Source organism: Gemmatimonadota bacterium, from assembly GCA_016712265.1.
Lineage (GTDB): Bacteria > Gemmatimonadota > Gemmatimonadetes > Gemmatimonadales > Gemmatimonadaceae > RBC101.
On sequence record JADJRJ010000028.1, the window covers coordinates 411,906 to 434,753 of the forward strand.

The 22,848-nt window shown below is 66.4% G+C and carries 16 protein-coding genes and 2 pseudogenes; 13 read left to right on the forward strand and 5 right to left on the reverse strand.

Features of this window, described 5'->3' with window-relative positions:
* Positions 1-12: 12 nt before the first annotated feature.
* Positions 13-3,288, reverse strand: a complete 3,276-nt coding sequence (locus IPK85_08650; protein ID MBK8247451.1) for a glycosyl hydrolase — start codon at positions 3,286-3,288, stop codon at positions 13-15.
* A gap of 129 nt (positions 3,289-3,417) precedes the next feature.
* Between IPK85_08650 and IPK85_08655 the strand changes: the two genes are divergently transcribed.
* The 8 genes and pseudogenes from IPK85_08655 to IPK85_08690 all read left to right on the forward strand — a co-directional run bounded on the left by IPK85_08655 (position 3,418) and on the right by IPK85_08690 (position 11,387).
* Positions 3,418-3,759: a PilZ domain-containing protein gene (locus IPK85_08655; protein ID MBK8247452.1), complete on the forward strand. Its 342-nt coding sequence runs from the start codon at positions 3,418-3,420 to the stop codon at positions 3,757-3,759.
* A 295-nt stretch (positions 3,760-4,054) separates the two neighbouring features.
* Positions 4,055-4,843, forward strand: a complete 789-nt coding sequence (locus IPK85_08660) for an ABC transporter ATP-binding protein (GenBank protein MBK8247453.1) — start codon at positions 4,055-4,057, stop codon at positions 4,841-4,843.
* Entirely contained in the window at positions 4,840-5,610 is a 771-nt protein-coding gene (locus tag IPK85_08665; protein ID MBK8247454.1) for an ABC transporter ATP-binding protein, read from the forward strand. Before IPK85_08660 ends, IPK85_08665 begins: the two co-directional genes overlap by 4 nt.
* Positions 5,607-7,448 (forward strand): AMP-binding protein, encoded by a 1,842-nt coding sequence (locus tag IPK85_08670; GenBank protein ID MBK8247455.1) that lies wholly within the window; start codon positions 5,607-5,609, stop codon positions 7,446-7,448. Before IPK85_08665 ends, IPK85_08670 begins: the two co-directional genes overlap by 4 nt.
* A pseudogene (locus tag IPK85_08675) lies at positions 7,445-8,339 on the forward strand (branched-chain amino acid ABC transporter permease). Before IPK85_08670 ends, IPK85_08675 begins: the two are co-directional and overlap by 4 nt.
* A pseudogene (locus IPK85_08680) lies at positions 8,336-9,423 on the forward strand (branched-chain amino acid ABC transporter permease). Before IPK85_08675 ends, IPK85_08680 begins: the two co-directional pseudogenes overlap by 4 nt.
* A 20-nt stretch (positions 9,424-9,443) precedes the next feature.
* Positions 9,444-10,676 carry an ABC transporter substrate-binding protein gene (locus tag IPK85_08685; GenBank protein MBK8247456.1) on the forward strand — a complete coding sequence of 411 codons (1,233 nt, stop codon included), beginning with the start codon at positions 9,444-9,446 and terminating at the stop codon, positions 10,674-10,676.
* A 99-nt stretch (positions 10,677-10,775) separates the two neighbouring features.
* Positions 10,776-11,387 (forward strand): hypothetical protein, encoded by a 612-nt coding sequence (locus IPK85_08690; protein MBK8247457.1) that lies wholly within the window; start codon positions 10,776-10,778, stop codon positions 11,385-11,387.
* Between the two features lie 108 nt (positions 11,388-11,495).
* Here the strand turns inward: IPK85_08690 and IPK85_08695 are convergent, their stop codons facing one another.
* Entirely contained in the window at positions 11,496-12,032 is a 537-nt protein-coding gene (locus IPK85_08695; GenBank protein MBK8247458.1) for a hypothetical protein, read from the reverse strand.
* 426 nt (positions 12,033-12,458) lie between these two features.
* Here IPK85_08695 and IPK85_08700 point away from each other — a divergent pair, with 426 nt between their 5' ends.
* Positions 12,459-14,123 (forward strand): sodium:solute symporter, encoded by a 1,665-nt coding sequence (locus IPK85_08700; protein ID MBK8247459.1) that lies wholly within the window; start codon positions 12,459-12,461, stop codon positions 14,121-14,123.
* Positions 14,124-14,182: 59 nt separating this feature from the next.
* On the opposite strand, the gene IPK85_08705 is transcribed toward IPK85_08700, so the two are convergent.
* Positions 14,183-14,728 (reverse strand): YceI family protein, encoded by a 546-nt coding sequence (locus IPK85_08705; protein ID MBK8247460.1) that lies wholly within the window; start codon positions 14,726-14,728, stop codon positions 14,183-14,185.
* 148 nt (positions 14,729-14,876) lie between these two features.
* On the opposite strand from IPK85_08705, the gene IPK85_08710 reads away from it, so the two are divergent.
* The 3 genes from IPK85_08710 (at position 14,877) to IPK85_08720 (ending at position 18,252) form a co-directional block, all read left to right on the forward strand.
* Positions 14,877-16,145 (forward strand): beta-lactamase family protein, encoded by a 1,269-nt coding sequence (locus IPK85_08710; protein ID MBK8247461.1) that lies wholly within the window; start codon positions 14,877-14,879, stop codon positions 16,143-16,145.
* A 76-nt stretch (positions 16,146-16,221) separates the two neighbouring features.
* The gene (tesB, locus tag IPK85_08715; GenBank protein ID MBK8247462.1) at positions 16,222-17,088 is read left to right on the forward strand and encodes an acyl-CoA thioesterase II; all 867 of its coding nucleotides are present in this window, start codon (positions 16,222-16,224) and stop codon (positions 17,086-17,088) included.
* Positions 17,089-17,253: 165 nt separating this feature from the next.
* Entirely contained in the window at positions 17,254-18,252 is a 999-nt protein-coding gene (locus IPK85_08720) for an acetamidase/formamidase family protein (GenBank protein ID MBK8247463.1), read from the forward strand.
* A gap of 214 nt (positions 18,253-18,466) precedes the next feature.
* Here the strand turns inward: IPK85_08720 and IPK85_08725 are convergent, their stop codons facing one another.
* Together IPK85_08725 and IPK85_08730 are read right to left on the reverse strand one after the other, a co-directional pair.
* Positions 18,467-19,480: a dienelactone hydrolase family protein gene (locus IPK85_08725; GenBank protein MBK8247464.1), complete on the reverse strand. Its 1,014-nt coding sequence runs from the start codon at positions 19,478-19,480 to the stop codon at positions 18,467-18,469.
* Positions 19,481-19,641: 161 nt separating this feature from the next.
* A complete protein-coding gene (locus IPK85_08730; protein MBK8247465.1) occupies positions 19,642-20,949 on the reverse strand; it encodes an amino acid permease in 1,308 nt (435 codons plus the stop codon).
* Between the two features lie 98 nt (positions 20,950-21,047).
* Between IPK85_08730 and IPK85_08735 the strand changes: the two genes are divergently transcribed.
* Positions 21,048-22,766, forward strand: a complete 1,719-nt coding sequence (locus IPK85_08735; protein MBK8247466.1) for an amidohydrolase — start codon at positions 21,048-21,050, stop codon at positions 22,764-22,766.
* Positions 22,767-22,848 lie beyond the last annotated feature (82 nt).

Genomic DNA, 22,848 nt, shown 5'->3' on the forward strand with positions numbered 1-22,848 from the left:
GTCTGCCACCAACTACATGACCCCGCACCCCTCCACCTTCCCGCACTTTGGATCAATCGGCGGCAACTTGAGCCGCGCCAGCTCGGCGTTCACCGCCGCCAGGTCCGTGCGCCACACCTGGGCCAATCGGTCGGTGTAGCCCTTGAGCTCGGTCTGGAGGATCCCGAAGATCTCCGGCATGTAGGTGGTCGGTCGACCGTCGCCGCGCTCGGACATCGAGAGCAGGTTGGCGAGTCGGTTGTTCACCTTGATCGGGAAGTTCAGCGGGTCCTGCCCCGACTGGTTGCGGACCTGGTAGACGTTCTCCTCGACGCCGGACGCATTGGTGCGCAGCGTTTCACCCTTCGACTTGAGCTGGCCATCGTCGGATCGCTTCAGCCGGTCATCCAGCTGCGACTTGACCCGCCGGATGTCGATCACGGCGTTGTTGGCCTCGGTGACCTTGTCGCGCACCATCCGGCCAAAGCGATACTGCGCGTGCAGGTCGGCATCGGTGACGTCGGTGATCCAGGGATTCCGCCGTACGACCAGTGGCGCCGTGACCGTCTGCGCATCAGCCGTCAGCTTGAGGGTGTAGCGCCCCGGCGGGAGGACAGGACCTGCGGTGCCGGCCCCCCACAGGATCATTCCCGGAAATGCGGATGCGCTCTTCGAGCGACCATCCCAGGGCAACCGATTGAGTCCCGCCGCGTTGGGGAGGAACTGCGCCGGTGGGGGACCGCCAAAGCCGCCTGACGGCAAGGGGTCGCCGGAGGCGCGAGGGGGCGTGGTGTCGTTTTCCCAGGAACGCAGCACCGCTCCGGTGGAGTCGACAATCTCGAGCAGGGCGCGCTTCGCCGGCGCCTTGAGCCACCAGCTCAACACCAGGGCAGGTCCGGACCGCACCGCGACCGGCGGCGTGAAGACATGCGCGGCCTTCGCCACCACCGCCGGCGTGTACTCCCGGAGCGCGGCGATGTTGTCGAGCACCCAGAAGCCGCGCCCGTGCGTGCCGATCACCAACTCGTTCTTCTCGACGATGAGGTCGGCGACCGGGACGTCCGGCAGGCCGGGATTGAGTTCCTGCCAATTCGCACCGTCGTCGTATGAGATGTACACGCCGTGTTGCGTCGCGGCATAGAGCAGCCCGCGGCGCGTCGGGTCCTCGCGTACCGCATGGACGTAGGCATCCGCGCGAATGCCGGTGACGATCTTCGTCCAGGTCCGCCCGAAGTCGGTCGTCTTGAAGATGTAGGGGGACCGATCGTCGAGCAACGGCTTGCGCACCGAGAGGTATGCCGTGCCTGCCGCGAAGCTCGACGCATCGATCTGGCTCACGCGCCCGAAGTCCGGCATCTCCTTCGGCGTGACATTGCTCCACGTCTTGCCGAAGTCGCGCGTCACATGCACCAGGCCATCATCCGACCCGGTCCAGATGAGGTTCGCGTCCTTCTTGCCCGGGCCAACCGAGAAGATCACGCCGTACACCTCGGGGCCGTTCATGTCCCCTGTGATCGGGCCACCCGACTTCTCCTGCGTCTCGGGGGCGTGCCGCGTGAGGTCACCCGAAAGCTTCATCCAGGTCCGGCCGCCATCCCGCGTGGCCCACAGCCGCTGCGACGACACGAAAAGCAGCGACGGGTCCGCCTTGGAGAAGATGATCGGGAAGGTCCACTGCCACCGCTCCTTGATCTCCTTGGACGGTTCGCCCGAGTAGAACCAGGGATACGGATTGACCTCTCGCGAGGTGTTGAGTCGTCGGTTGAACTTGTCGACGTAGGAGCCGTTGTTCGTCCCCGAGTAGAAGAGGTCGGGGTCGCGCGGGTCCGGGGCGATGTAGCCCGGTTCACCCCCCCCAGCCTGGTACGACACGGCCATGCCGCCCGACGTGATGTCGCCCCTGGGCGCCCCACCACCACCGCCCCCCCCGCGCCGCCCGCCGGCCGCCAGCCCGAAGGCCCCAGCGTTCCAGTTGTAGGGCGTGCACAGGGTGCTGTTGTCCTGCTGGGAACCGCACACATGGTAGGTCGTGTGCGCCGTGGTGATCACGTGATACCACTGCGCCGTCGGAAAGTCCTGGTCCGTCCAGCGTCCGGCATTGTTCGTGGACACCGCGCCACCGCCATCATTGCCGGTCACCAGGTGCGTCGGATCATCCGGGTCGATCCACAGATCATGGAAGTCCCCGTGCGTCCCGTTGCCGGCGTTGGTCAGCGTCTTGCCACCGTCCGTGGAACGGAACTGCGACGTGTTCTGCAGGTAGACCACGTCGGCGTTCTTCGGATCCGCAAAGACGTGCGTGTAGTAGAACGCCCGCTGCCGGATCGAGCGATTCTCGTTGATCAATGTCCAGGTCGCCCCGGCATCGTCGCTGCGGAACAGCCCACCCTTGTCGTTCTCCACCAGCGCGTAGACGCGGTTGCCGTTGGCGGGTGAGACCGCCACGCCGATCCGCCCGACCAATCCGGTCGCCGGCATCCCAGGCGCCCGCGTGACCTCGGTCCAGGTCTCCCCACCGTCGGTGGACTTGAACAGCCCGCTTCCGGGGCCACCGCTCGACATCTGGTACTCCTTCCGGTAGGCCTCCCACATCGCCGCGAACATCACGTTCGGGTTCTTCGGATCGATGGTGAGGTCCACGCTCCCGGTCTTGCTGTCCCGGTACAGGACCTTCCGCCAGGTCTTGCCGCCATCTGTCGACTTGTAGACGCCCCGCTCCTCGCTGGGCACGCTGTACTTGCCGAACACCGCGGCATACACCAGGTCCGGGTTGGTGGGATGCACCCGGATCTTGGAGATCGCGTCCACGTTGCGGAAGCCGACATGGTTCCAGGTCTTGCCGCCATCGGTGGATTTATAGATGCCGTCGCCCGGCATGATGTTGCCGCGGATGCAGGTTTCGCCCATGCCGATGTAGACCACGTCGGGATGGCTCTCGCTGACGGCGATCGCCCCAACCGAGGCGCTGCGGACCTGGCCGTCCGTCACCGGTGCCCAGGTTTCGCCCCCGTCGGTCGTCTTCCACAGGCCGCCGCCAACGGCGCCGAAGTACGCCTCGTTCCTGCGACCCCGTACGCCGCTGACCGCAATGGAGCGGCCGCCACGATCGGGGCCGATGTTCCGCCACCGATAGCCGGCCAGGAGGCTGGAGTCGACCGCGGCGGGGGCCAAGTCATGCAGGTGCCCGTCGTGAACGTGCGGCGCCAATGTGATCCACGGCACGGGGGCGGCCGCGTCGGCGAGCCGACCGGCGGGGAAGACCGCCGCCAAGGCGGCAGCGGGGACGACCAGGAGTCGTTTCGAGAGCATGGCAACACGGGGGAGAAATGGGTCAGCCGAGCTGCCCAACGTTGCCACCCCGCCACGACTCGGGCAACTCGGAGGGCTCAGGTTCGAGCCCGCTCAGGGCGATACTCTGGACGACCCGTCGCGACCTGGATGTCCTTCGCTTTCGATCGAGCCACCTACCGGATCCCCTATCCACCCCAGGCCCGCCCCCGGTTCTATCTGGACGGCATGGAGCTGGAAGTGGTGGATTGCTCCGAAACCGGACTCCGCTTTGTGGCCCCCAACGGCAAGCCCCTGCCGGATCCCGAGGCCCGTCTCGCCGGGCAGGTGCGGCTGCTCAGCAAGCCCGAACGTCTCCCAATAGAAGGGCAGGTGCTGCGCTGTTACGGGAACGAGGTCGCCTTGCTGCTCGACAAGCCGGGAATTCCACTCCAGGCCATCTTCGGCGAGCAGCGTTACCTCGCGCGGCGATTCCCCGCTCGATATCGCTGACCCGCCGCCGAGGCCGCGCGAGCCCCTTCCGTAGCAGACCTTCGGCTGAACGGGCACGGCCCCACAAGCACGGCGCGTTCCCCCGGTATTGACGCGCTCCAATCACGCGAACTCCGCATCACTGTCCGCTGGCTGGGCGGTGATGCGCTCTTCTGGCGGTTCGCGCGTTACACGGTGAGCCTGCGACGCTGCCTGCACCAGGGAGTGAACGCTTGCCTTGACGCAGTCCACCGCCGCGGTACCTTCGCCCGCCCCCGGTACCCTCCCTCCCCGCGCCAACGCCGTGACCCATCCCCTGCTGGCGGTGCGCAACCTCGAGGTGGTCTACTCCGACGTCATCCTCGTCCTGCGCGGGGTGAGTCTTGAGGTGCCGCCCCACTCCGTGATCGCGTTGCTCGGTGCCAACGGGGCGGGAAAGACTACCCTGCTGCGTGCCATCACGGGGCTGTTGGGGATTCAGCGCGGGCGCTGCACCAAGGGGCGGGTGGAGGTGGACGGGGTGGAGGTGACCACCGCCACTGCCCCGGCGATTGTTCGCCGCGGGCTCGCCCAGGTCATGGAGGGACGGCGCCTGTTTGCGGAACTCACGGTTGAGGAAAACCTGCGGGTGGGCGGGTTCACGCAACCCGCCACGGACGCGCGGGCGCGCCAGGACCACATCTACGAGATGTTCCCGCGCTTGGCGGAGCGTCGCACGGCGATTGCCGGCTACCTGTCCGGGGGCGAGCAACAAATGGTGGCCATTGGCCGTGCCCTCATGAGCGCGCCACGCCTGCTCCTCCTCGACGAACCATCGTTAGGCCTGGCCCCCAAGGTCGTCGACCAGGTGCGGGAGATCATCGCCACGATCCATGCCTCCGGGACGAGTGTGTTGCTCGTCGAGCAGAACGCGACCATGGCGCTGTCCGTCGCCCAGTACGGCTACGTGATGGAGCACGGCAAGATCGTCCGCGACGGCCCGTCGGCCGAGCTGGCCGAGGACCAGGATGTGCGCGAGTTCTACCTCGGCGGGGGCGTCGGGGACGCGCACCGGTCGTACCGCGACGTCAAGACCTATCGTCGCAAGAAGCGGTGGAGCGCATGACGACCCCCCTGCTGACGGTCGACGGGATCACCCTGCGGTTCGGCGGCGTGTCGGCGCTGACCGGGGTGAGCTTCACCGTGAACCCCGGCGAGCTGTTTGCGATCATTGGACCCAATGGAGCGGGCAAGACCTCGATTTTCAACTGCCTCAACGGCGTCTACAGGCCGACCGAGGGCGCCATTACCCTCGGCGGCGAGCGGCTGACTGGCCTGTCGCCGGCGACGATCGCGACGCGCGGCGTGGCGCGCACCTTCCAGAACCTCGGCTTGTTCAGCCACCTCACCGTGCTGGAGAACATCCTCCTCGGCCGGCACCACCTGATGCAGACGGGGTTCCTGGCCGGCGCGTGGTGGTGGGGCCCGGCCCGGCGCGAGGAATTGGCCCAGCGGCGGTACTGCGAGGACATCATTGAGCTGCTGGAGCTGGAGCCGTACCGGTTCCAGCCCGTCGCCCTGCTCCCCTACGGGGTGCGTAAGCGCGTGGAGGTGGCGCGCGCCGTGGCCATGGAGCCGCGCCTGTTGCTCCTTGATGAACCGGCCGCCGGCATGAACCTCGAGGAGAGCGAGGACATGGCGCGCTACATCCGGGAGATCAACGAGGAACTGCAGGTTGCCATGATCCTCGTGGAGCACGACATGCACATGGTCATGGACCTCGCCCACCGCGTGTTGGCGATGGACTTTGGCCGGGTGCTGGCGATCGGGCGTCCCGAGGAGGTCCGCGCGCACCCCGCCGTCATAAAGGCCTACCTCGGGGCAGCATCATGACGACGCGCACCGAGGTGCGAGGGGCCGACCTTCCCCCGATCACCGACCAGCAACCCCTCCCCGCCGTCCTGCGCGCGAATGCCGCTCGGTGGACCGGGCGGGTGGCCCTGCGCCACAAGGATCTCGGCAAGTGGTGCGAGTACTCCTGGGCGGACTACGCCGATCGCACGGCACGCACCGGGCTCGGCCTGCTCGCGGTCGGTGTGCAACCGGGCGACAAGGTCGCGATCATTGGTGAGAATCGCCCCGAGTGGCTGTGGGCCGACCTGGGGGCCCAGGGGATTGGCGCAGTCTCGGTGGGGGTGTACTCGACCAGCCCGGCCGCGGAAGTGGAGTACATCCTGGAGCACTCCGGATCGGTCGTCGCCGTCGTCGAGGACGAGGAACAACTCGACAAGGTCCTGCAGGTGCGCGAACGCCTGCCGCTCCTCCGGCAGGTGGTGCTCATCGAGCCCCGCGGGAGCCGGACGTACCTCGATCGCGGCGACTGCATCACCTTCGACGCGCTCCTCGACGCGGTCGCCGGCGCGGATACGCAGGACTTCTGGCACCGGGTGGATCGCGTCGACATGTCCGAGACCGCGATCATCGTCTACACCTCGGGAACGACCGGTCCGCCCAAGGGCGCGATGCTCACGCACGCGAACATCGCGAGCCTCTCGCAGTCGTGGCAGACGATTTGGCAGGCAGCGCCGGACGACGAGTTGCTCTCCTACCTCCCCCTCTGTCACGTCCTCGAGCGCGCCCTCTCCGGGGTGGTCTCGATTGCCTCGGGATATCGCGTGAGTTTTGGCGGCGGCGGCGAGTCGCTCATCAGCGACCTGCGCGAGGTCCAGCCGACCCTGTTTGTCGGCGTACCACGCGTCTGGGAGAAGATGCTGGCGAGCGTGGAGATCCGGATGGCTGATGCCTCGTGGCTCAAGCGCACGGTGTACCACACCTTCATGGCCCGGGGGCGCGCCCTCGCGCGCAAGCGGCTCACGGGAACGGCGTGGACGCTGAAGGACCGGCTGGACTATGCGATCGGCTGGACCCTGCTCTTTCGCCCGCTGCGCGACCGGCTCGGCATTTCGCGCGTGCGCGGCGCGGGTTCGGGGGCAGCACCGATCGCGCCGCAGGTGCTCGAGTTTTTCTGGGCGTTAGGCGTGTCCATCCAGGAAGGATACGGGCAGACCGAGGGCTCGGCGCTCGCGACCTGGAACCCGATGGACGCCGCGCGCATCGGGACCGTGGGGATCCCCGTGCCGGGGGCCACGATTCGCATTGCCGACGATGGCGAGATCCTCGTGAAGGGGCCTGGCGTCTTTGCCGGTTACTACCGCAACGAGCAGGCGACGCGCGAGACCGTGGACGACGACGGCTGGCTGCATTCCGGCGACGTGGGAGTGCTCGATGCGGAGGGGTATCTCACCATCACCGATCGCAAGAAGGACCTGATCATCACGGCGGGGGGCAAGAACATCGCGCCCAGCTGGATCGAGAACATGCTCAAGGTCTCGCCCTACGTGCGCGAGGCCATCGTCATCGGTGACCGGCGCAAGTTCGTCTCGGCGCTCATCGGCATCGAGCTGGACACGGTGGGTGATTGGGCGACGCGACAGCGCATTCCATTTACCACTTACAAGGACCTCAGCGAGCGGCCCGAGGTGCGCAAGCTCATCCAGGAATGGGTGGACAAGGTCAACGCCGACCTGGCGCAGGTGGAACAGGTGAAAAGGTTTGCGCTGCTGCCCAAGGAGCTTGACCACGAAGAAGGCGAGCTGACCGCCACGCAAAAGGTGAAGCGCCGGGCGATCGCCTCGCGCTTCGAGGAACTCGTGGAGGGCATGTATCGATGACGGACTTTCTCCAGTTCCTTCTGGCCGGGTTGTCCCTGGGATCCATCTACGCGTTGATCTGCCTCGGGTTCGTGGTGGTGTATCGCGCGACCGGCGTCGTCAACTTTGCCCAGGGCGGGCTCGTCGTGCTGGGTGCCTACTTCACCTACCAGCTGGCAGCGGTGTGGCACGTGCCATTCCTCCTTGCCATGCTGCTCGCCGCCGCCGGGATGGCTGGCCTCGGCCTGCTCATCGAACGGCTGGTGTTGCGCCGCATGGTGGGGCAACCCGTGTTCGCCAGCATCCTCATCACGTTGGGGCTGTTGTTTGTCCTGGAGCAGGTCTGCACCACGCTCTGGGGGTACGACCTCCTCGTGCTGGGCGATCCGTGGGGCGTGCGCACCGTGAACGGGGGGCGTCATCGCCAAGGTCTCCGACCTGTGGACGCTCGGCGCATCAGCGATCGCGTTGCTCGGTTTCTTCGCCATGTTTCGGTACAGCACCGTCGGCGTGGCTATGCGCGCCGCCGCCAGCGATCCTGAGGCGGCCCTCGCTTCGGGGGTAAGCCCGCAGATGGTGCAGGGGATCGCCTGGGCGATTGCAGGCGTTCTCGCCGTGTTGGCCGGAGTTTTCATCGCGAGTGGGTCACGCGGCGTGGACCTCACGGTCAGCATCGTGGCACTCCGGGCCTTTCCCGCGGCGATTCTCGGAGGGCTCGACTCACCGGAGGGTGCGGTGATCGGCGGGCTGACGGTCGGCCTCGCCGAAGTGATGAGCGCGGCGTACATCACCCCGAACGCCCCCTGGCTGGGCGGGAACGTGCATGCGGTCATTCCCTACGTGTTGATGATCATCGTCCTGCTGGTCAAGCCGTATGGCCTGTTCGGGACGGCGGAGGTGCGGCGCGCATGAGGCTCCCCAACACGCGGCTCACCACCGAATACGCACAGGACCTGGTTCTCTTTCGTTCGTGGACGAAGCGGACGGGGCTGGCCGTCCTGGTGGTGGCCTGGCTGGCCGCCCCGATGGTGGTTTCCGAATACTGGGCCACCGTCCTCGTCTACGCCGGCATCGCATCGGTTGGGGCCATCGGCCTCAACCTGCTCACGGGCTTTACCGGCCAGGTCTCCTGGGACACGCCGTCTTCTACGGGATTGGTGCCTACGCAGGGGCGATGGCTGCCCAGTTCGGGCTGCCGTTCCCGCTCTGGCTCATCGCGGCGTCGGCGGCCGGCGGCTTCATCGGGGGGCTCACCGGTCCGTTCGCACTCCGGTTGCGCGGCAACTACCTCGTGATCGTGTCCCTTGGCCTGCTCGTCCTCGGCCAGCATGTCTTCGAGAACTGGTCATCGGTGACCGGCGGACTCACCGGACGGTCGGTGCGGCTTCCTGTGGCGATTGGCGCGTTCGACGCCGGCAACCTCACTCTGTTTGGCACGCTCCTCACCCGGAGCCAGGGGTACCTCTACTTCGTGTGGGCCGTGGTCGCGGTGCTCGGGCTGGCGGCGCGCAACATCGCGCGATCGCGACCCGGTCGTGCCCTGCAGGCCATTCGCGATCGCGACCTCGCCGCGGAGATCATCGGCGTCTCGCAGGTGCACTACAAGGTCGGTGCGTTTGTGGTGTCCAGCGGGTACGCGGCCTGCGCCGGCGCCATCTACGCGAGTTACGCGCGATTCCTCAGCCCGCTCGACTTCTCGCTGTTCCTGTCCATCCAATTCGTGGCGATGATTGTCGTCGGCGGGATCGGGACGATCCATGGATCGATCCTTGGTGCGCTCTTCCTGACCGTGTTGCCGCGTTTCATAGAAAGCGTGAGTGACCGTCTGCCGTTCGTGAGCACGGACGGCACGGGGGCGGGCCTCACGGTGCAGTCGCTCAACCAGGCGATGTTCGGCATCCTCATCATTGCTTTCCTGTTATTCGAGCCGCTGGGACTCGCCGAGATCTGGCGGCGGATCACGCGGTACTTCAAGGCCTGGCCCTTCTCCTACTGATTCCCACGAGGTCACTCCCCATGCGAAACGTGCTTGGTATCGGTTGTTCGTCAGCGGTGCTTGCGGCCCTGGTGGCGTGTGGCGGCGGCGGTGAGGCGGCCGTCCAGGTGCCGGGCGTTTCCGGTGACACGATCTACGTCGGTGCGCTGGTGCCGCTCAGCGACGCCGTGGCGGTGATCGGTAAGCCGGTCCTGGCCGGTCTCAACACCTATTTCGAGGCGCTGAATGCGGCTGGCGGAATCGGCGGGAAGTACAAGGTGAAGGTGTTGGCCGAGGACATCACCTATGCCAATCCTTCCTCCGGCTCGCAGAAGTACCAGAAGATCAAGGATCAGGTGACGATGTTCGCGTCGATCATTGGCACCGACCAGATCAACGGTGTGCTTCCGCTCCTGGCTGAGGACTCGATCCTCGCCCTTCCCACGACCTTCGACGCGGAGTGGGTGCGCAATCCCAATCTGCTGCCTTGGGGGGTGCCGTATCAATTGCAGGCGATCAATGGTGTCGGTTACGCCGTGACCGATGGCGGATACGCCGGCAAGCCCGTGTGCACCATGACCCTGGCGACCGGATACGGGGAGGCGGTGGTCGAAGGGATCGATCACCTGGCGAAGGAGATGAGCTTCACGGTCGCGGCCAAGGCCACCTTCAAGCAGGACGACCAGGACTTCGTCGCTCCTGTCACGCAGCTCAAGAACGCCAACTGCGCCGTGGTCATGATGGCGTCACTGCCGAGCGTGACGGGCAAGGTGCTCGGGGCGGCCGCCCAACTGGGGTATGCGCCTCGGTGGGTCCTCACCTCACCCTCGTATCACCACGCCCTGGCCGGGTCGCCGCTGAAGGACTACCTCGCGAAAACGACGTGGGTCTCGTGGGACGGCGCGATGTATGCGGACACCACGACGCCGGCGATGCGTGCCTTCGCTGCGGCACAACAGAAGTATGCGCCCGACCAGACGCCCGACCTGTTCTACGTGGCCGGTTATGTGATGGGTTATCCGGTGCGTGCCACCCTCGAGAAGGCAGTCGCCTCGGGGAACCTGGGCCGGTCCGGGATCATGGCGGGGGCCGCCGCCGTCCCGACGCTCAACACCGACGGCATCCTCTCGGAATGGACGTATGGTGCTGCGGCACAGCGCAACCCGCCTCGCAGCGGCACCATCTTCAAGATCGACCCGGGCGTACCGCTTTCCCTCGGGATCGAGAAGCAGGGGGTCTCCGTCCCGGCTGCGGCCTCGTTCACCTTCAAGTAGTGCGACATCCGGCCGTCGGTCAGCATGGCCGAGGTGTGTAACTCGCGCGGGGTGGCCTCGTCTCCGGACAGGGCCACCCCGTTTCGCGAGAATGGCAGGATGATCGTACGATACGTTCGGATCGCCGTGTACTCGGTGCTCGCTGCCGCGACCAGTTATGTCGCCACGCGCCTGTTCCTCCAGAGCGACGCGGCACCTGTGCCGGTGTCTGTCGTGGCGTCCGGTTCGTGGTTCGCGCGCGCGCGGCCACACTGCAACTCCGTTGAGGTGGAGACGTTCATGCGCCAGGCTCCGCCCGAGCTTGAGTCACTGGACGGAATCTCCTACGCGGCGGCCTGTTATGCGTTGGCCGGCAAGGTGGACACGGCGAAGGTGTTGATCTTCCGCTTGCCGCCAGACGACCGCTTCCGCGCGGCCGGGGTCGTGTTTGACGTCGGGCACCCGGTCGCGGACGCCGGCGACGACCTGTCCGCGGCGCCGATCATGGAGCTTGTCGTCTTCTTTTGGCCCAACCACTACATGGCGCTCTACCATGCGGGGGCGTCGGCCTACCAGCTGGGGCACTACGCACGCGCGACCCAGCACCTCGAGGCGTTCGGGAAGGCCTACACGGCGAATGACGGCTGGAACCGCGCGGCGGAAGGGATGCTGCAGCAGATGCGTGCACGTCCAGAAGGGAAGCCGCAGAGAGTGGAGGACCCGCACGGATAGGGCCCCAAAGCAAACGACCGCGCATTTCTGCACGGCCGCCTGCCCCCTTCGGTGCACTCCCAGGAATGCACCGTCCCGTGGAGTTTCGGGACGTTGTGCGTTGCGGGTCTACTTTGCCGGCTTGATGCCGAAGGTGAGCCCGACGTTGATCGTCGCCGCGCCTGAAGCACCGGCATCCGCGTACACGGCCATCTTCTCGTTCAGGAAGTAGCGAATCCCGGCGCGGCCAATGAAGTACAGGCCGGAGCTTGCCGATCCGGTGAAGTCCGTCGAGACGGACGAAAGCCCGAGCCCGGCGCCAAGGAACGGGTCGATCTTGGTGTTCGTGACTTTGAAGTGGTAGTTGGCGGTACCGCTGAAGGCGATGTATCGGAAGTCGTAGTCGAACGCGCTGAAGTTCTGGCTGTAGTTCCAGTAGTCCACGCCCAGCTGGAAGCCGAGGGTGCCGTCACCGAGGTCGGGGAGCTTCTTGATGGCCTTCTCGAAGCGACCGCCAATGGCGAGCGCACCGCCCACATTGCCGAGGCCGATCGTCGCGCCGATGTCCGTGTACCCGGGCTGGAATCCCTTGCCCTGAGCGGTGGTGATGGACGGGACGACCGTCAGGGCCAACACAGCGCCGGCCAGCCATTTCGTGCACTTCATGTACTTCCTCCTGGGATTGATGTCAGAAAGGGGGTGCGACAAGAACGCGCAGGGGTACGTGTTCTTCTCACCCCACAATTGCGCAATACGCGGGAAAAAGCCATCACGCGGTTGCGGGTGGTAGGGCTGCGGTCTACGTTCGCGAGCCGTCTGCCGTCTGCCGTCTGCCGTCTGCCGTCTGCCGTCTGCCGTCTGCCGTCTGCCGTCTGCCGTCTGCCGTCTGCCGTCTGCCGTCTGCCGTCTGCCGTCTGCCGTCTGCCGTCTGCCGTCTGCCGTCTGCCGTCTGCCGTCTGCCGTCTGCCGTCTGCCGTCCTTCCTCCCGCCACCATGTTCCGTCGCACCCTCGTTCGTGTGCTCGCCATCCAGGTCGTGACCCTTGTTGCCCTCTGGGCACTTCAGGTTCGCTACCATGGGAGGGGATGATTCATGCATTGGCTGAACTGGGTCATCGTCGTCGCCTATCTGACGTACGTCGTCTGGGACGGGCTGCGGCGCACGCGTGGGACGACGGAGCTGGAAGGGTACTTCCTCGCCAACCGCAGCCTGCCCTGGTGGGCCGTCGGTCTCTCCGTCATGGCGACCCAGTTGTCCGCCGTCACGATGATCGGGACCACCGGACAGGGCGCGACCGACGGGATGCGGTTCGTTCAGTTCTATCTCGGATTGCCGCTGGCCATGGTCATCCTCGGTGTGACCCTCGTGCCCTTCCTCCACCGCGCGAGGGTCTACACGGCCTACGAGTACCTCGAGACGCGGTTTGACGCGAAGACCCGCTCCCTCACCAGCCTGCTCTTCCTGGTGTCGCGAGGCATGTCGTGCGGCGCCATCATCTCGGCGCCAGCCATCGTCTTCTCGGCCATCTTCGGGTGGCCGATCTCCTGGTCGGTAGCCATGATCGGCGTCCCCACGGTCATCTATACGATGTTGGGCGGGGTGCAGGCGGTGACCTGGGCCGACGTCAAGCAGATGTTCCTCATCGTGGGAGCCCTGACCGCCATTGTGGTGGTGCTCTTGTTGCGGATCCCGGTGCCGGCCGACGAAGCGCTGGCTATCGCGGGTGCGGCCGGCCGCATGAAGACCTTCGACTTCACCTTCACGCTCAACGAGACCTACACGTTCTGGTCCGGGATCATCGGCGGCACCTTCCTGATGCTGTCGTACTTCGGCACCGACCAGAGCCAGGTCCAGCGGTACCTCACGGCAAAGTCGGTGGACGAGGCCCGCAGCTCGCTCCTGATGAGCGCGTACTGGAAGATCCCGCTGCAGGCGTTGGTCCTGCTCATCGGGATCCTGGTCTTCGTCTTCTACCTGTTCCAGCCGCAGCCCACGCTGTTCAACCCGGCCCATGCGCGCGTCGTGCAGGAGCGCGAACCGGTGATGTGGGCCGACGTCAACCAGCGGTTCCAGGCAGCGACCGGGATCCGCGCTGGGGCTGCCCGGGATCTCGCGGCCGGCCGGACACCGTTGACGACGGAGAGCTTTCGGGCCGCCGATGCCCAGGTCACCAAGATCCGCACCGAGGCGCTGGACATGGCCGCACGGGTGACCGGACAGCCGTCGCGGGACGTGAACTACATCATCCCGCATTTCGTCCTGAACGAACTCCCCTTGGGGCTGGCCGGCGTCTTCATCGCCGCCGTGATGGCAGCCGCCATGTCGAGCATCGCGGCTGAGCTGAATTCGCTCTCAACCGCCACGGTGATCGACTTCTACCGGCGCTGGGTCCGCCCGGAGGCGACCGATGCGCACTTCCTCGGCGTGTCGAAGCTGGCGACCGGGGTATGGGGCGTTTTCGCCTGTATCGTGGCGACCTACGCTGCCTCGTTGGGCTCCCTGATTGAGGTCGTCAATCGGTTCGGATCGTTCTTCTACGGCTCGATCCTGGGGGTCTTCCTGCTCGCGATGATGCCCCGAGCGACGGCGCGAGGCGCATTTGTTGGACTACTCGCAGGAATGGCCACAGTTGCTGCCGTGTCGTTCGGTGCGCCCCAAGTGTCCTTCTTGTGGCATAATGTTGTCGGGGCGGTGACAGTGGTGATTGTCGGCTTTATCCTCGCCGGCGAGCGCGCCGCTCACGCAAGCGGGCGCTGACGGCGCCTCACTCCTGACCCGACGCGGCGTGACTGGTCGCCGCGTCGGCTCATCCAGGTTCAAGCGGCCTGCTCACTCTGCGCGGCGCGCACGAATTGCACCTCCAACTCGAGCTTGACGTCGCTGGACACCAGGAGGCCACCGGCTTCCAGCGCCTGGTTCCAGGTGAGGCCGAACTCCTCGCGGTTGATCTTGCCCATGGCGGTGAACGCCTTGCGCTCGTTGCCCCACGGGTCCTTGCCGGCGCCCTCGAAGGACGCGTTCAGCGTTACCGGGCGCGTCGTGCCGCGGATGGTCAGGTCACCGAGGACGGTGAAGGTGCCGTTCACATCGCCCTGGATTTTCGTACTCTTGAATGTCAGCGCGGGATGGTTGGCGACGTCGAAGAAGTCCGGGGAACGGAGATGGTTGTCCCGTTGCTCCGTCCGGGTGTCCACCGACGCCGTGCTGATGGAGACCTCGAGCGCCGAGTTTGCCGGGGTCGCATCGTCCAGATTGAGGGTGGCCGTGTAGTCGGAGAAGCGTCCGCGGACAGTTGAGATCATGAGGTGCTTGACAGAAAAGCCGACGGACGAGTGGGTCGGGTCGATGTTCCAGGTGGTCATATTGGGCATCTCCAAGTGATTTAGTAGTCGTTTACTTAGTGCTAAGGTATAGTTCGAGCCCTTTTGGCGTCAAGGGCTGGCAGTCACGCGTGCGACGGGAGCGCGAATGGGCTAAGCTCCCCGCGAAACGCCCCTTTACCGCAGAGCCATGCGACTTCGCAGCCTCGCCGTCTTCGCGCTTTCAGCCGCGGTGCCCCTTTCGGCGCAGTTCGCGCCCCCACGTCGTCCGGCGGCGCCGCCCGCGGGGTTTTCCACCGAACGTCTGGCCCGCATCGATCGGGCGCTCCAGGAACGGGTGGACAACGGCAGCATTGCGGGAGCGGTGGGACTCGTGATGCGCGACGGCAGGGTGGTGTACGAGCGCGCCGTGGGTTGGAGCGACAAGGAAGCCGGCCGGCGCATGACCACGGACGCGATCTTCCGCATTGCGTCGCAGACCAAGGCGATCACCAGCACGGCGATCATGATCCTGGTCGAGGAGGGGCGTCTCGGGCTCGGCGATCCGGTGAGCCGGTACATTCCGGCGTACGCGCGGACGACGGTCGCGGTCACGGCGGACTCGATCGTTCCCGCGCGTCGCGCGATCACGATTTTCGACCTGCTGACGCACAGCGCGGGGATTTCGTACGGCACGGACGCGAAGGTGTCCGCGAAGTACCAGGCGCTTGGCCTCGGCCCGGCCGCTGGATTTGGTTGGTACACGGCGGACAAGGATGAACCGGTCTGCGCGACGATGGAACGGTTGGCGACGCTGCCCTTTGTGGCCCAGCCCGGCAGTGCCTTTGTCTACGGCTACAACACGGACATCCTCGGCTGTGTCGTCGAGAAGGTCACCGGAATGGCGCTCGACGACTTCGTGCGGACGCGCATTACCGACCCGTTAGGCATGAAGGACACGCACTACTTCCTGCCCTTCCCCAAGCGGGAGCGGCTGGCAGCCGTGTACATGTCGGATGCGTCGGGCAAGGCCGTGCGGGCACCGGACGGGGCCAGGGGGCAGGGCCACTACGTGGATGGTCCCCGCCGCAACTTCGCCGGCGGCGCCGGAATGTTGTCCACCGCACGCGACTACGGCCGCTTCCTCCAGATGTACCTTAATGGCGGTGCCCTCGACGGCGTGCGCGTCCTGGGACCAAAGACGATCGATGTCATGCGCACCAACCAGCTGGGACGGGTGTACGGCGACGCCGGGATGGGCTTCGGGCTCGGCTTCTCCGTGGCCGAGCGGCCTGGGGCCGACGGCTTCGCGTCGGTCGGGACGTATGGTTGGGGAGGCGCGTACGCGACGGTCTACAAGGTCGATCCGGTGGAGCGGCTGGTGATCGTCTTCATGATCCAGATGCTGCCTAACGCCAGCGACATCCGCGACCGGTTCCCGAGCCTCGTCTACCAGGCACTGCTCGGTAGCCGACCCTGAGCCGGCCCGGGTTACACGGACGCTGCGCATGAGCGGGAGTTCGCGCCGCGAGGCACGGCCCCGATAGACTTCTGACATGGCGCGCCCTGACGACATCCTCCTCGACCTCCTCGACCTCGAGCCGCTCGAGGTCAACATCTATCGCGGACGCAACCGCGACCTCGGCTCCGGACGGGTGTTCGGGGGGCAGGTTTTCGCCCAAGCGCTGGTTGCCGCACGGCGCACGGTCGACGAGGGGCGCGAGGCGCACTCCGTCCATGGGTACTTCATCCTGCCCGGCGATCTCGATGCGCCGATCGTGTTCTTCGTCGATCGGTTGCGCGACGGTAAGAGCTTCACCACGCGCCGCGTCACGGCGATCCAGCACGGGCAGGCGATCTTTAACCTCTCGGCGTCCTTTCACGTCGCGGAAGCGGGACATGAGCACCAGGACCAGATGCCGGATGTGCCGCCTCCGGAGTCCCTCGCCCCGGAACTCGACCTGATCCGCGAGATGGCCGATCGGATCCCCGAGCCGCTGCGTACCGTGCTGACGCAGGATCGCCCGGTGGATTTTCGCCCCGTCAACCCGATCGACCCGTTTGCCCCCGGCGTGCCGCACGCGCCCGTGCGTCACGTCTGGTTCAAGACCGTCAATCCGCTCCCTGACGAGACCTTGCTCCATCAGGCCGTGCTGGCCTATGTCTCCGATTATGGGTTGATCACCACCGCACTGCAGCCGCATGGGCTCACCTTTCGCTCACGCGGACTCCAAATGGCGTCGCTGGATCACTCTCTGTGGCTGCACCGGGAATTTCACGTGGATGACTGGCTCCTGTACGCGATGGACTCGCCGGTGGCGGCGGGTGCACGCGGGTTTGCGCGGGGGCGCATCTATACGCGCGATGGCGTGTTGGTGGCGAGCGTGGCGCAGGAAGGACTGATGAGGGTGCGGTCTGCGTAGGGATAGGGACGGCACGAGCCAGGGCGCAGTACGAGCGGCACGGGCAGCCCGAGCGGTACGAGGGGCACGCGCCTCAGTGTGGCGTGCGAGGCTGCCTCCCAAACTCGTGCTGCACCTCGCTCGTGCTGCCCGTGCTTCACGCAGTTGACCCATTCCAACACCCCGATGAAACGCGTCGCCGCTCTGCTCCTCTCCGGCTCCACCACCCTCGTCGCCCAAACGACGCACCGGTTGCCGGCAACGCCGCAAACGGTCGCGTACGGGCACTACTGGGCGGAAACGAAGCCGGTGCTCCGGATCAAATCAGGAGACATCATTGATGTCGAGACGCTGCTCACCAACACACCACCACGGTTGGAGGCCGCGGGTGTGGCTCCGGCGGACGTGCAACAATCGCTTCGCGACATCGTCGCGCAGGTCACCGATCGCGGACCCGGTGGACACATCCTCACGGGACCGGTCCATGTGGAAGGGGCCGAACCCGGCGATGTCCTGGAAGTGAAGGTGCTCTCGATCGACCTCCCGATCGCATACGGCTACAATGGCTGCAGCGGCTTCATGCGCGAGTTGTGCGAGCGACCCACGACCACCATCATCCCGCTGGATCGTCGCCGCATGACGGCCGAGTTCGCGGGCGCCACGATTCCGCTGAAGCCATTCTTCGGTTCGATGGGAGTCGCGCCGCCGCCGGACCGCGGTCGCGTCTCATCGAATCCCCCTGACATCCACGCGGGGAACCTCGACAACAAGGAGCTCGTGGCGGGCACCACGCTCTACATCCCGGTGCACGTGGCCGGGGCGCTGTTCGAGGTGGGAGACGGCCACGCGGCCCAGGGGGACGGCGAGGTCAACCAGACGGCCATTGAGACCTCACTCCGCGGCCGCATCCAGCTCACGGTCCGCAAGGACATGAAGCTCGACTGGCCGCTCGGCGAGACCTCCACCCACTGGATCACCATGGGGATGGACAAGGACCTCACCGTCGCGACCCGCATCTGTTTACAGAACACCGTCAAGTTCCTGCAAGCGCGACTTGGGATTTCGCAGACACAGGCCTATCAGCTGGCGAGCCTCGCCGTGGACTTCCGGATCACGCAGCTCGTCGACGGCAACGTTGGCGTACACGCGATGGTGGGGAAGGGGCTGCTGCGCCGGGCACAGTAGGATCTGCGGGGGCGGAAGGACCGACCCCGACTTGCCTGTTGACCACCGGCGAGCGGCGGTAACAGCGCAGCACGTGCAGCACGAGTCTTGAGCAGCACGCGACACCGCTCGCCTCGCGCCCACGTGCCACACGTACTGCTCGTGCCCCCCGTGCTGCTCGTGCCGCTCGTGCTTCAGCAGTGACGGCGCCACCGGCGCCGTCCGCCGTCGCCATCTATTTCAGGTTCTTCTTCAGGAACGCGATCGTCTTCGGCCACGCATCTTTTGACGCGGCCAGGTTCGCCATTTCCTCGGCTTCGTCGCGGTTCTGCGCCCGGGGGTCGTTCTGCGCCCGCAGAAAGCCGTGGATCGCTCCGTCGTAGTTCATGCCGACGTAGTCCTTCTTCATCGCCTTCATCATCGAGTCCAGCGACGGCATGGCCGCGCCGATGCGGGCATCCTTGGACCCGTTAAGCAGCATGACCGGCGCCTTGATCTTCGCGATCGAGTCGGCCATCACGGAGGCAGGGACCGCGGCCGTGGTGGCGGTGGCCGGCGTGCCGCCGGTCATGTAGCCGAGCCCATAAAACGCCACGCCTCCACCGTAGCCCTTCACGCCACCGTGCACGGCGTGCATGAACACCGTCTGGCCGCCCCAGCAGTAGCCGATCACGCCGTACTTCTGGGTGGCGGCGGGTAGCATCATGCCGTAGTTGGCCGCCGCGGTGATCACGCGATTGCGCTCGGTGGAGTTGACGCCGGCGATGAGCTTGCGCGCCGAGTCTCCCGTCAGCTCAACATTCGACGGGCCTCCCCGGACGCGCGAGAGGAAGTCTGGTGCGACGGCGATGAAACCGTCGGCGGCCACTTGGTCGGCAACCCCACGAACCCAGGTGGCGAGGCCAAAGATCTCGTGCACCACCACGACGACGGGCGCCTTCTCGCGTGAGACGGGGTACACGACCCACGCCATGAGCGAATCGCTGGAGCCTGGCTCGTACGGGATCTTGACCCACTCCCCGTGTCGCGGGCTTGCCGCGAGCCGAGCCTGCGCGGTCAGGTTGCTCGCCGGAATTCCGGCGGTGCCCTGCTGCAGGGGGCCGAGGTCACGCGTGGGTGGGGCCACGAGGTCAGCCGCGTTCATGTGGGACGTGTGGTCGTCGGCGCCGTTGGCGCCGGACGTTCGTGAGACCTGCTGCAGGGTGCAGGCGGCGGCAGCGAGCGGGAGAGCGAGGACGAAAGAGCGCATGGTGTGGAGACGGTGAGAGGGTGTCAGGCGCTGCGAGGAGAGAACGGACGGCCTGGTCCGTCATCGCGGACCACGCGGGCGAGCTGGGTGCACCGGTGTGCGCCCGCTCGCGATGCTGGACGCTGCACGTTGGCGCGCGTTGACGCCAGCCCGGGGGGGGGTCACCGCACGCCGCGGCCATCCCACCAGAAGAGTGCCACACCAAGGGCGAGGGTGCCCAATCCGGCAAAGGCCGCCAGCGGTCGTTCCCACAGGACGAAGCCCAGGGTCCACACCGACGCCAACACGAAGAAGGCTGGCACCATGGGGAACCCGGGGATGCGGTACGGGAGCACGCGGTGCGGTTCGCGCTTCCTCCGGATCCACACCGCCAGGACGGCGAGCAGGGTGCCGATGTTGAGGGTGAACCCGGCATAGGTCATCACCCGGTCCACCGAGTTGGTCATGAGCAGGAGGAGGGTGATCCCGACCTGGAGCAGGATCGCGTTGCGTGGCACGCGGTTCGCGCTCCGTGCGCCAATCATCCGAAGCCGCGTCAGGTCGCGGGTCACCGCCTCGGTGACGCGTGAGCCGGCCATCACCATCGCGCTGATGGTCGCCACGAGCAGCATCGAGATCATCGCACTCATCAGTCGTCCGCCGCTCTCGCCGAACATCGCCTGCGCCGACAGGGCGCCAACTTCCACCACGCCCCGCATCTCCGCGACCGGGATCGTGCGCAGGAAGGTCCAGTTGAGGAGCAGGTACAACACGGCCACCATCGCGGTGCCGATGATCAGCGTGGCGGGCAGCGTGCGTCCCGGATTTCGTACCTCGCCGGCGATGTACCCCGCCGCATTCCAGCCGGAAAAGGCAAACGAGACATAGATCAGCGACACGGCGAACCCGGGTGACAACACCTGGCGCCATCCGTCTGCGGTCGGCTCGAAGGCCATGCTGGTGGGGCGGTCGAAGGTCAGGCCCGCGACCACAAAGGAGAGGATCAGCACCAGCTCCACGACGACCAACGTGACCTGGAAGCGGCGCGCCACCGCGAGGTCCGACGCATGGATGAGGGCGACGACGACCAGTACCGCCACCGACGCGGCGAATGGCGGCACCGCGACAACCGCTGCGAAGTACTTGCCAAAGGCGAGCGCCGCCAACGCGATCGGGGCGGCGAACCCAACGGTCATCGAGATCCAGCCGCCGAGGAACCCGACCAGCGGCGAGTAGAGACGCGAGAGGTACACGTACTCCCCGCCGGAGTGGGGGTAGGCCACGCCGAGCTCGGCATAGGCCAGCGCCCCACACATCGCGACGAGGCCACCGATCGCCCAGAGGGCGAGCAGCGCGAAGCCGCTGGTGGTCTCGATGACCTGGAATCCCAGGCTCGTGAAGACGCCGGTGCCGATCATGTTGGCCACGATCACCGACGTTGCGGTGGCGAAGCCGACCTGGCGCAGCGGGTCGTCGGTCTGTTGGGTCATTGGAGGGTTCGGGAATATGCCGTACGAGGGAAGGGGTACCCTCCCGGGACCGGGCGCCCAGCCGCATCTTCGGCGCATCCCCGTCCCAGAGTGACGACATGCCGCGTTACACCCGCAAGGAGTTCCTCTCATTCGGTGCCCTGCTGGCGGGGGCCGCGAGCCTGGCCCGGTTGCCGTTTCCCCGAGCGGCACAGGCCCAGCCGGCACCCGCACAACCCAACCGCGGCGCTGGCATCGAGGCCGACCTGGTGGTGGTGAACGCGGTGGTGCACACCTCTGATCCGGCGATGGCCAGCGCGCAAGCCTTCGCCGTGAAGGACGGACGCTTTCTCGCGGTGGGGTCGAATGCGGACATCCGCAACCTCGCGACGGCGCGCACCCGCGTCATCGACGCAGCCGGAATGTTTGTCGCGCCGGGGTTCATTGACTGCCACTGCCACCCGAGCGGGGTGAACGAGCTGTTCGGGGTGAATGCGAACGTGCGCACCCTCGCCGAACTCAAGGCCAACCTTGCGAAGCGTGTGGCCCAGGTGCCGAAGGACATGTGGGTGGATGCCTACATGTTCGACGACACCAAGCTGGACGTCGACCTCACGCGCCAGCTCCTCGACGACATCTCCCCAAACAACCCCGTGTCGGTGAACCATCGCGGTGGGCACACCAGCTGGTACAACTCGTATGCCCTGACGCTCGCCGGGATCACCCCGGCCACGCCGGACCCGGAGCATGGGCGCTTCTTCAAGGACGCGCGTGGCCAGCTCACGGGCCGCGTGGCCGAGCTGGCGCGCGGCGTGTTCGCCCCGGTCGGGGTGCGGGCACGCTTCAGCAAGGCCGAAGGGGAGGAACGCGCCCGGCAGGGGATGAAGCACATCTCGCAGGAGTTCGCGAAGGTGGGGCTCACCAGCGTACATGACGCCGGCGCCGGCTCGGACAAGATCCGCGCCTACGAGGACGTGTATCGGGCCGGCGACCTGCGGCATCGCGCCTACATGATGATCCGGGGTGGGGCCTATCCCCAACTACGTGATGCTGGCGTGTACACGGGCTTCGGCGACGAGTGGCTGCGCGTGGGAGGCGTCAAGTACGCGGCCGACGGCTCGGCCTCCGAGCGCACCATGCGCATGAGCACGCCCTACGTCGGGACAAACGACTACGGCATCCTCACCATGACGCAGGAGGATATCCATGCCGCGGTCGACAACGCCCACGCCAACAACTGGCAGGTGGGGATCCACGCCAACGGCGACGTGGCCATCGACATGGTCCTGCAGGCGTATGAGCGCGTGCTGGCGAAGTCCCCGCACCCGGACCGGCGACATCGCATCGAGCATTGCTCCCAGGTGAACCCGGACCTGCTGCGGCGCATCAAGGCCACCGGCACCATTCCCACCCCGTTCTGGACCTACGTGTACTACCACGGGGAGAAGTGGTCGCAGTACGGTGACGAGAAGATGCGCTGGATGTTCGCGCACCGGTCGTTCCTCGACAGCGGGATCCGCGTACCCGGCGCGTCGGACTACGGGCCCGGGCCTTTTGAGCCGCTGATGGCGCTCCAGTCGATGGTCACGCGCCGCGACTTCCGGGGGCGCGAGTGGGGGACGAACCAGAAGGTCTCCATCGACGAGGCGCTGATGATCGCCACGCAGCACGGCGCGTACGCCTCGTACGAGGAAAAGACCAAGGGCTCGATCACGGCGGGGAAGTACGCCGACTTCGTGATGCTCGAGAAGTCACCGAAGGCGGTGGACCCGAACGCGATCAAGGACATCCGGATCGTGCGCACCGTGGCCGGTGGTCGCACGACCTGGGAGGGCTAGCGCCAGCGACCCTGGTCTCCGTGGTCGGGACGCGCGCTGCCTACATTTGTGGCGTCGCCCGTCCTTCGCCCTCCTCCCTTCG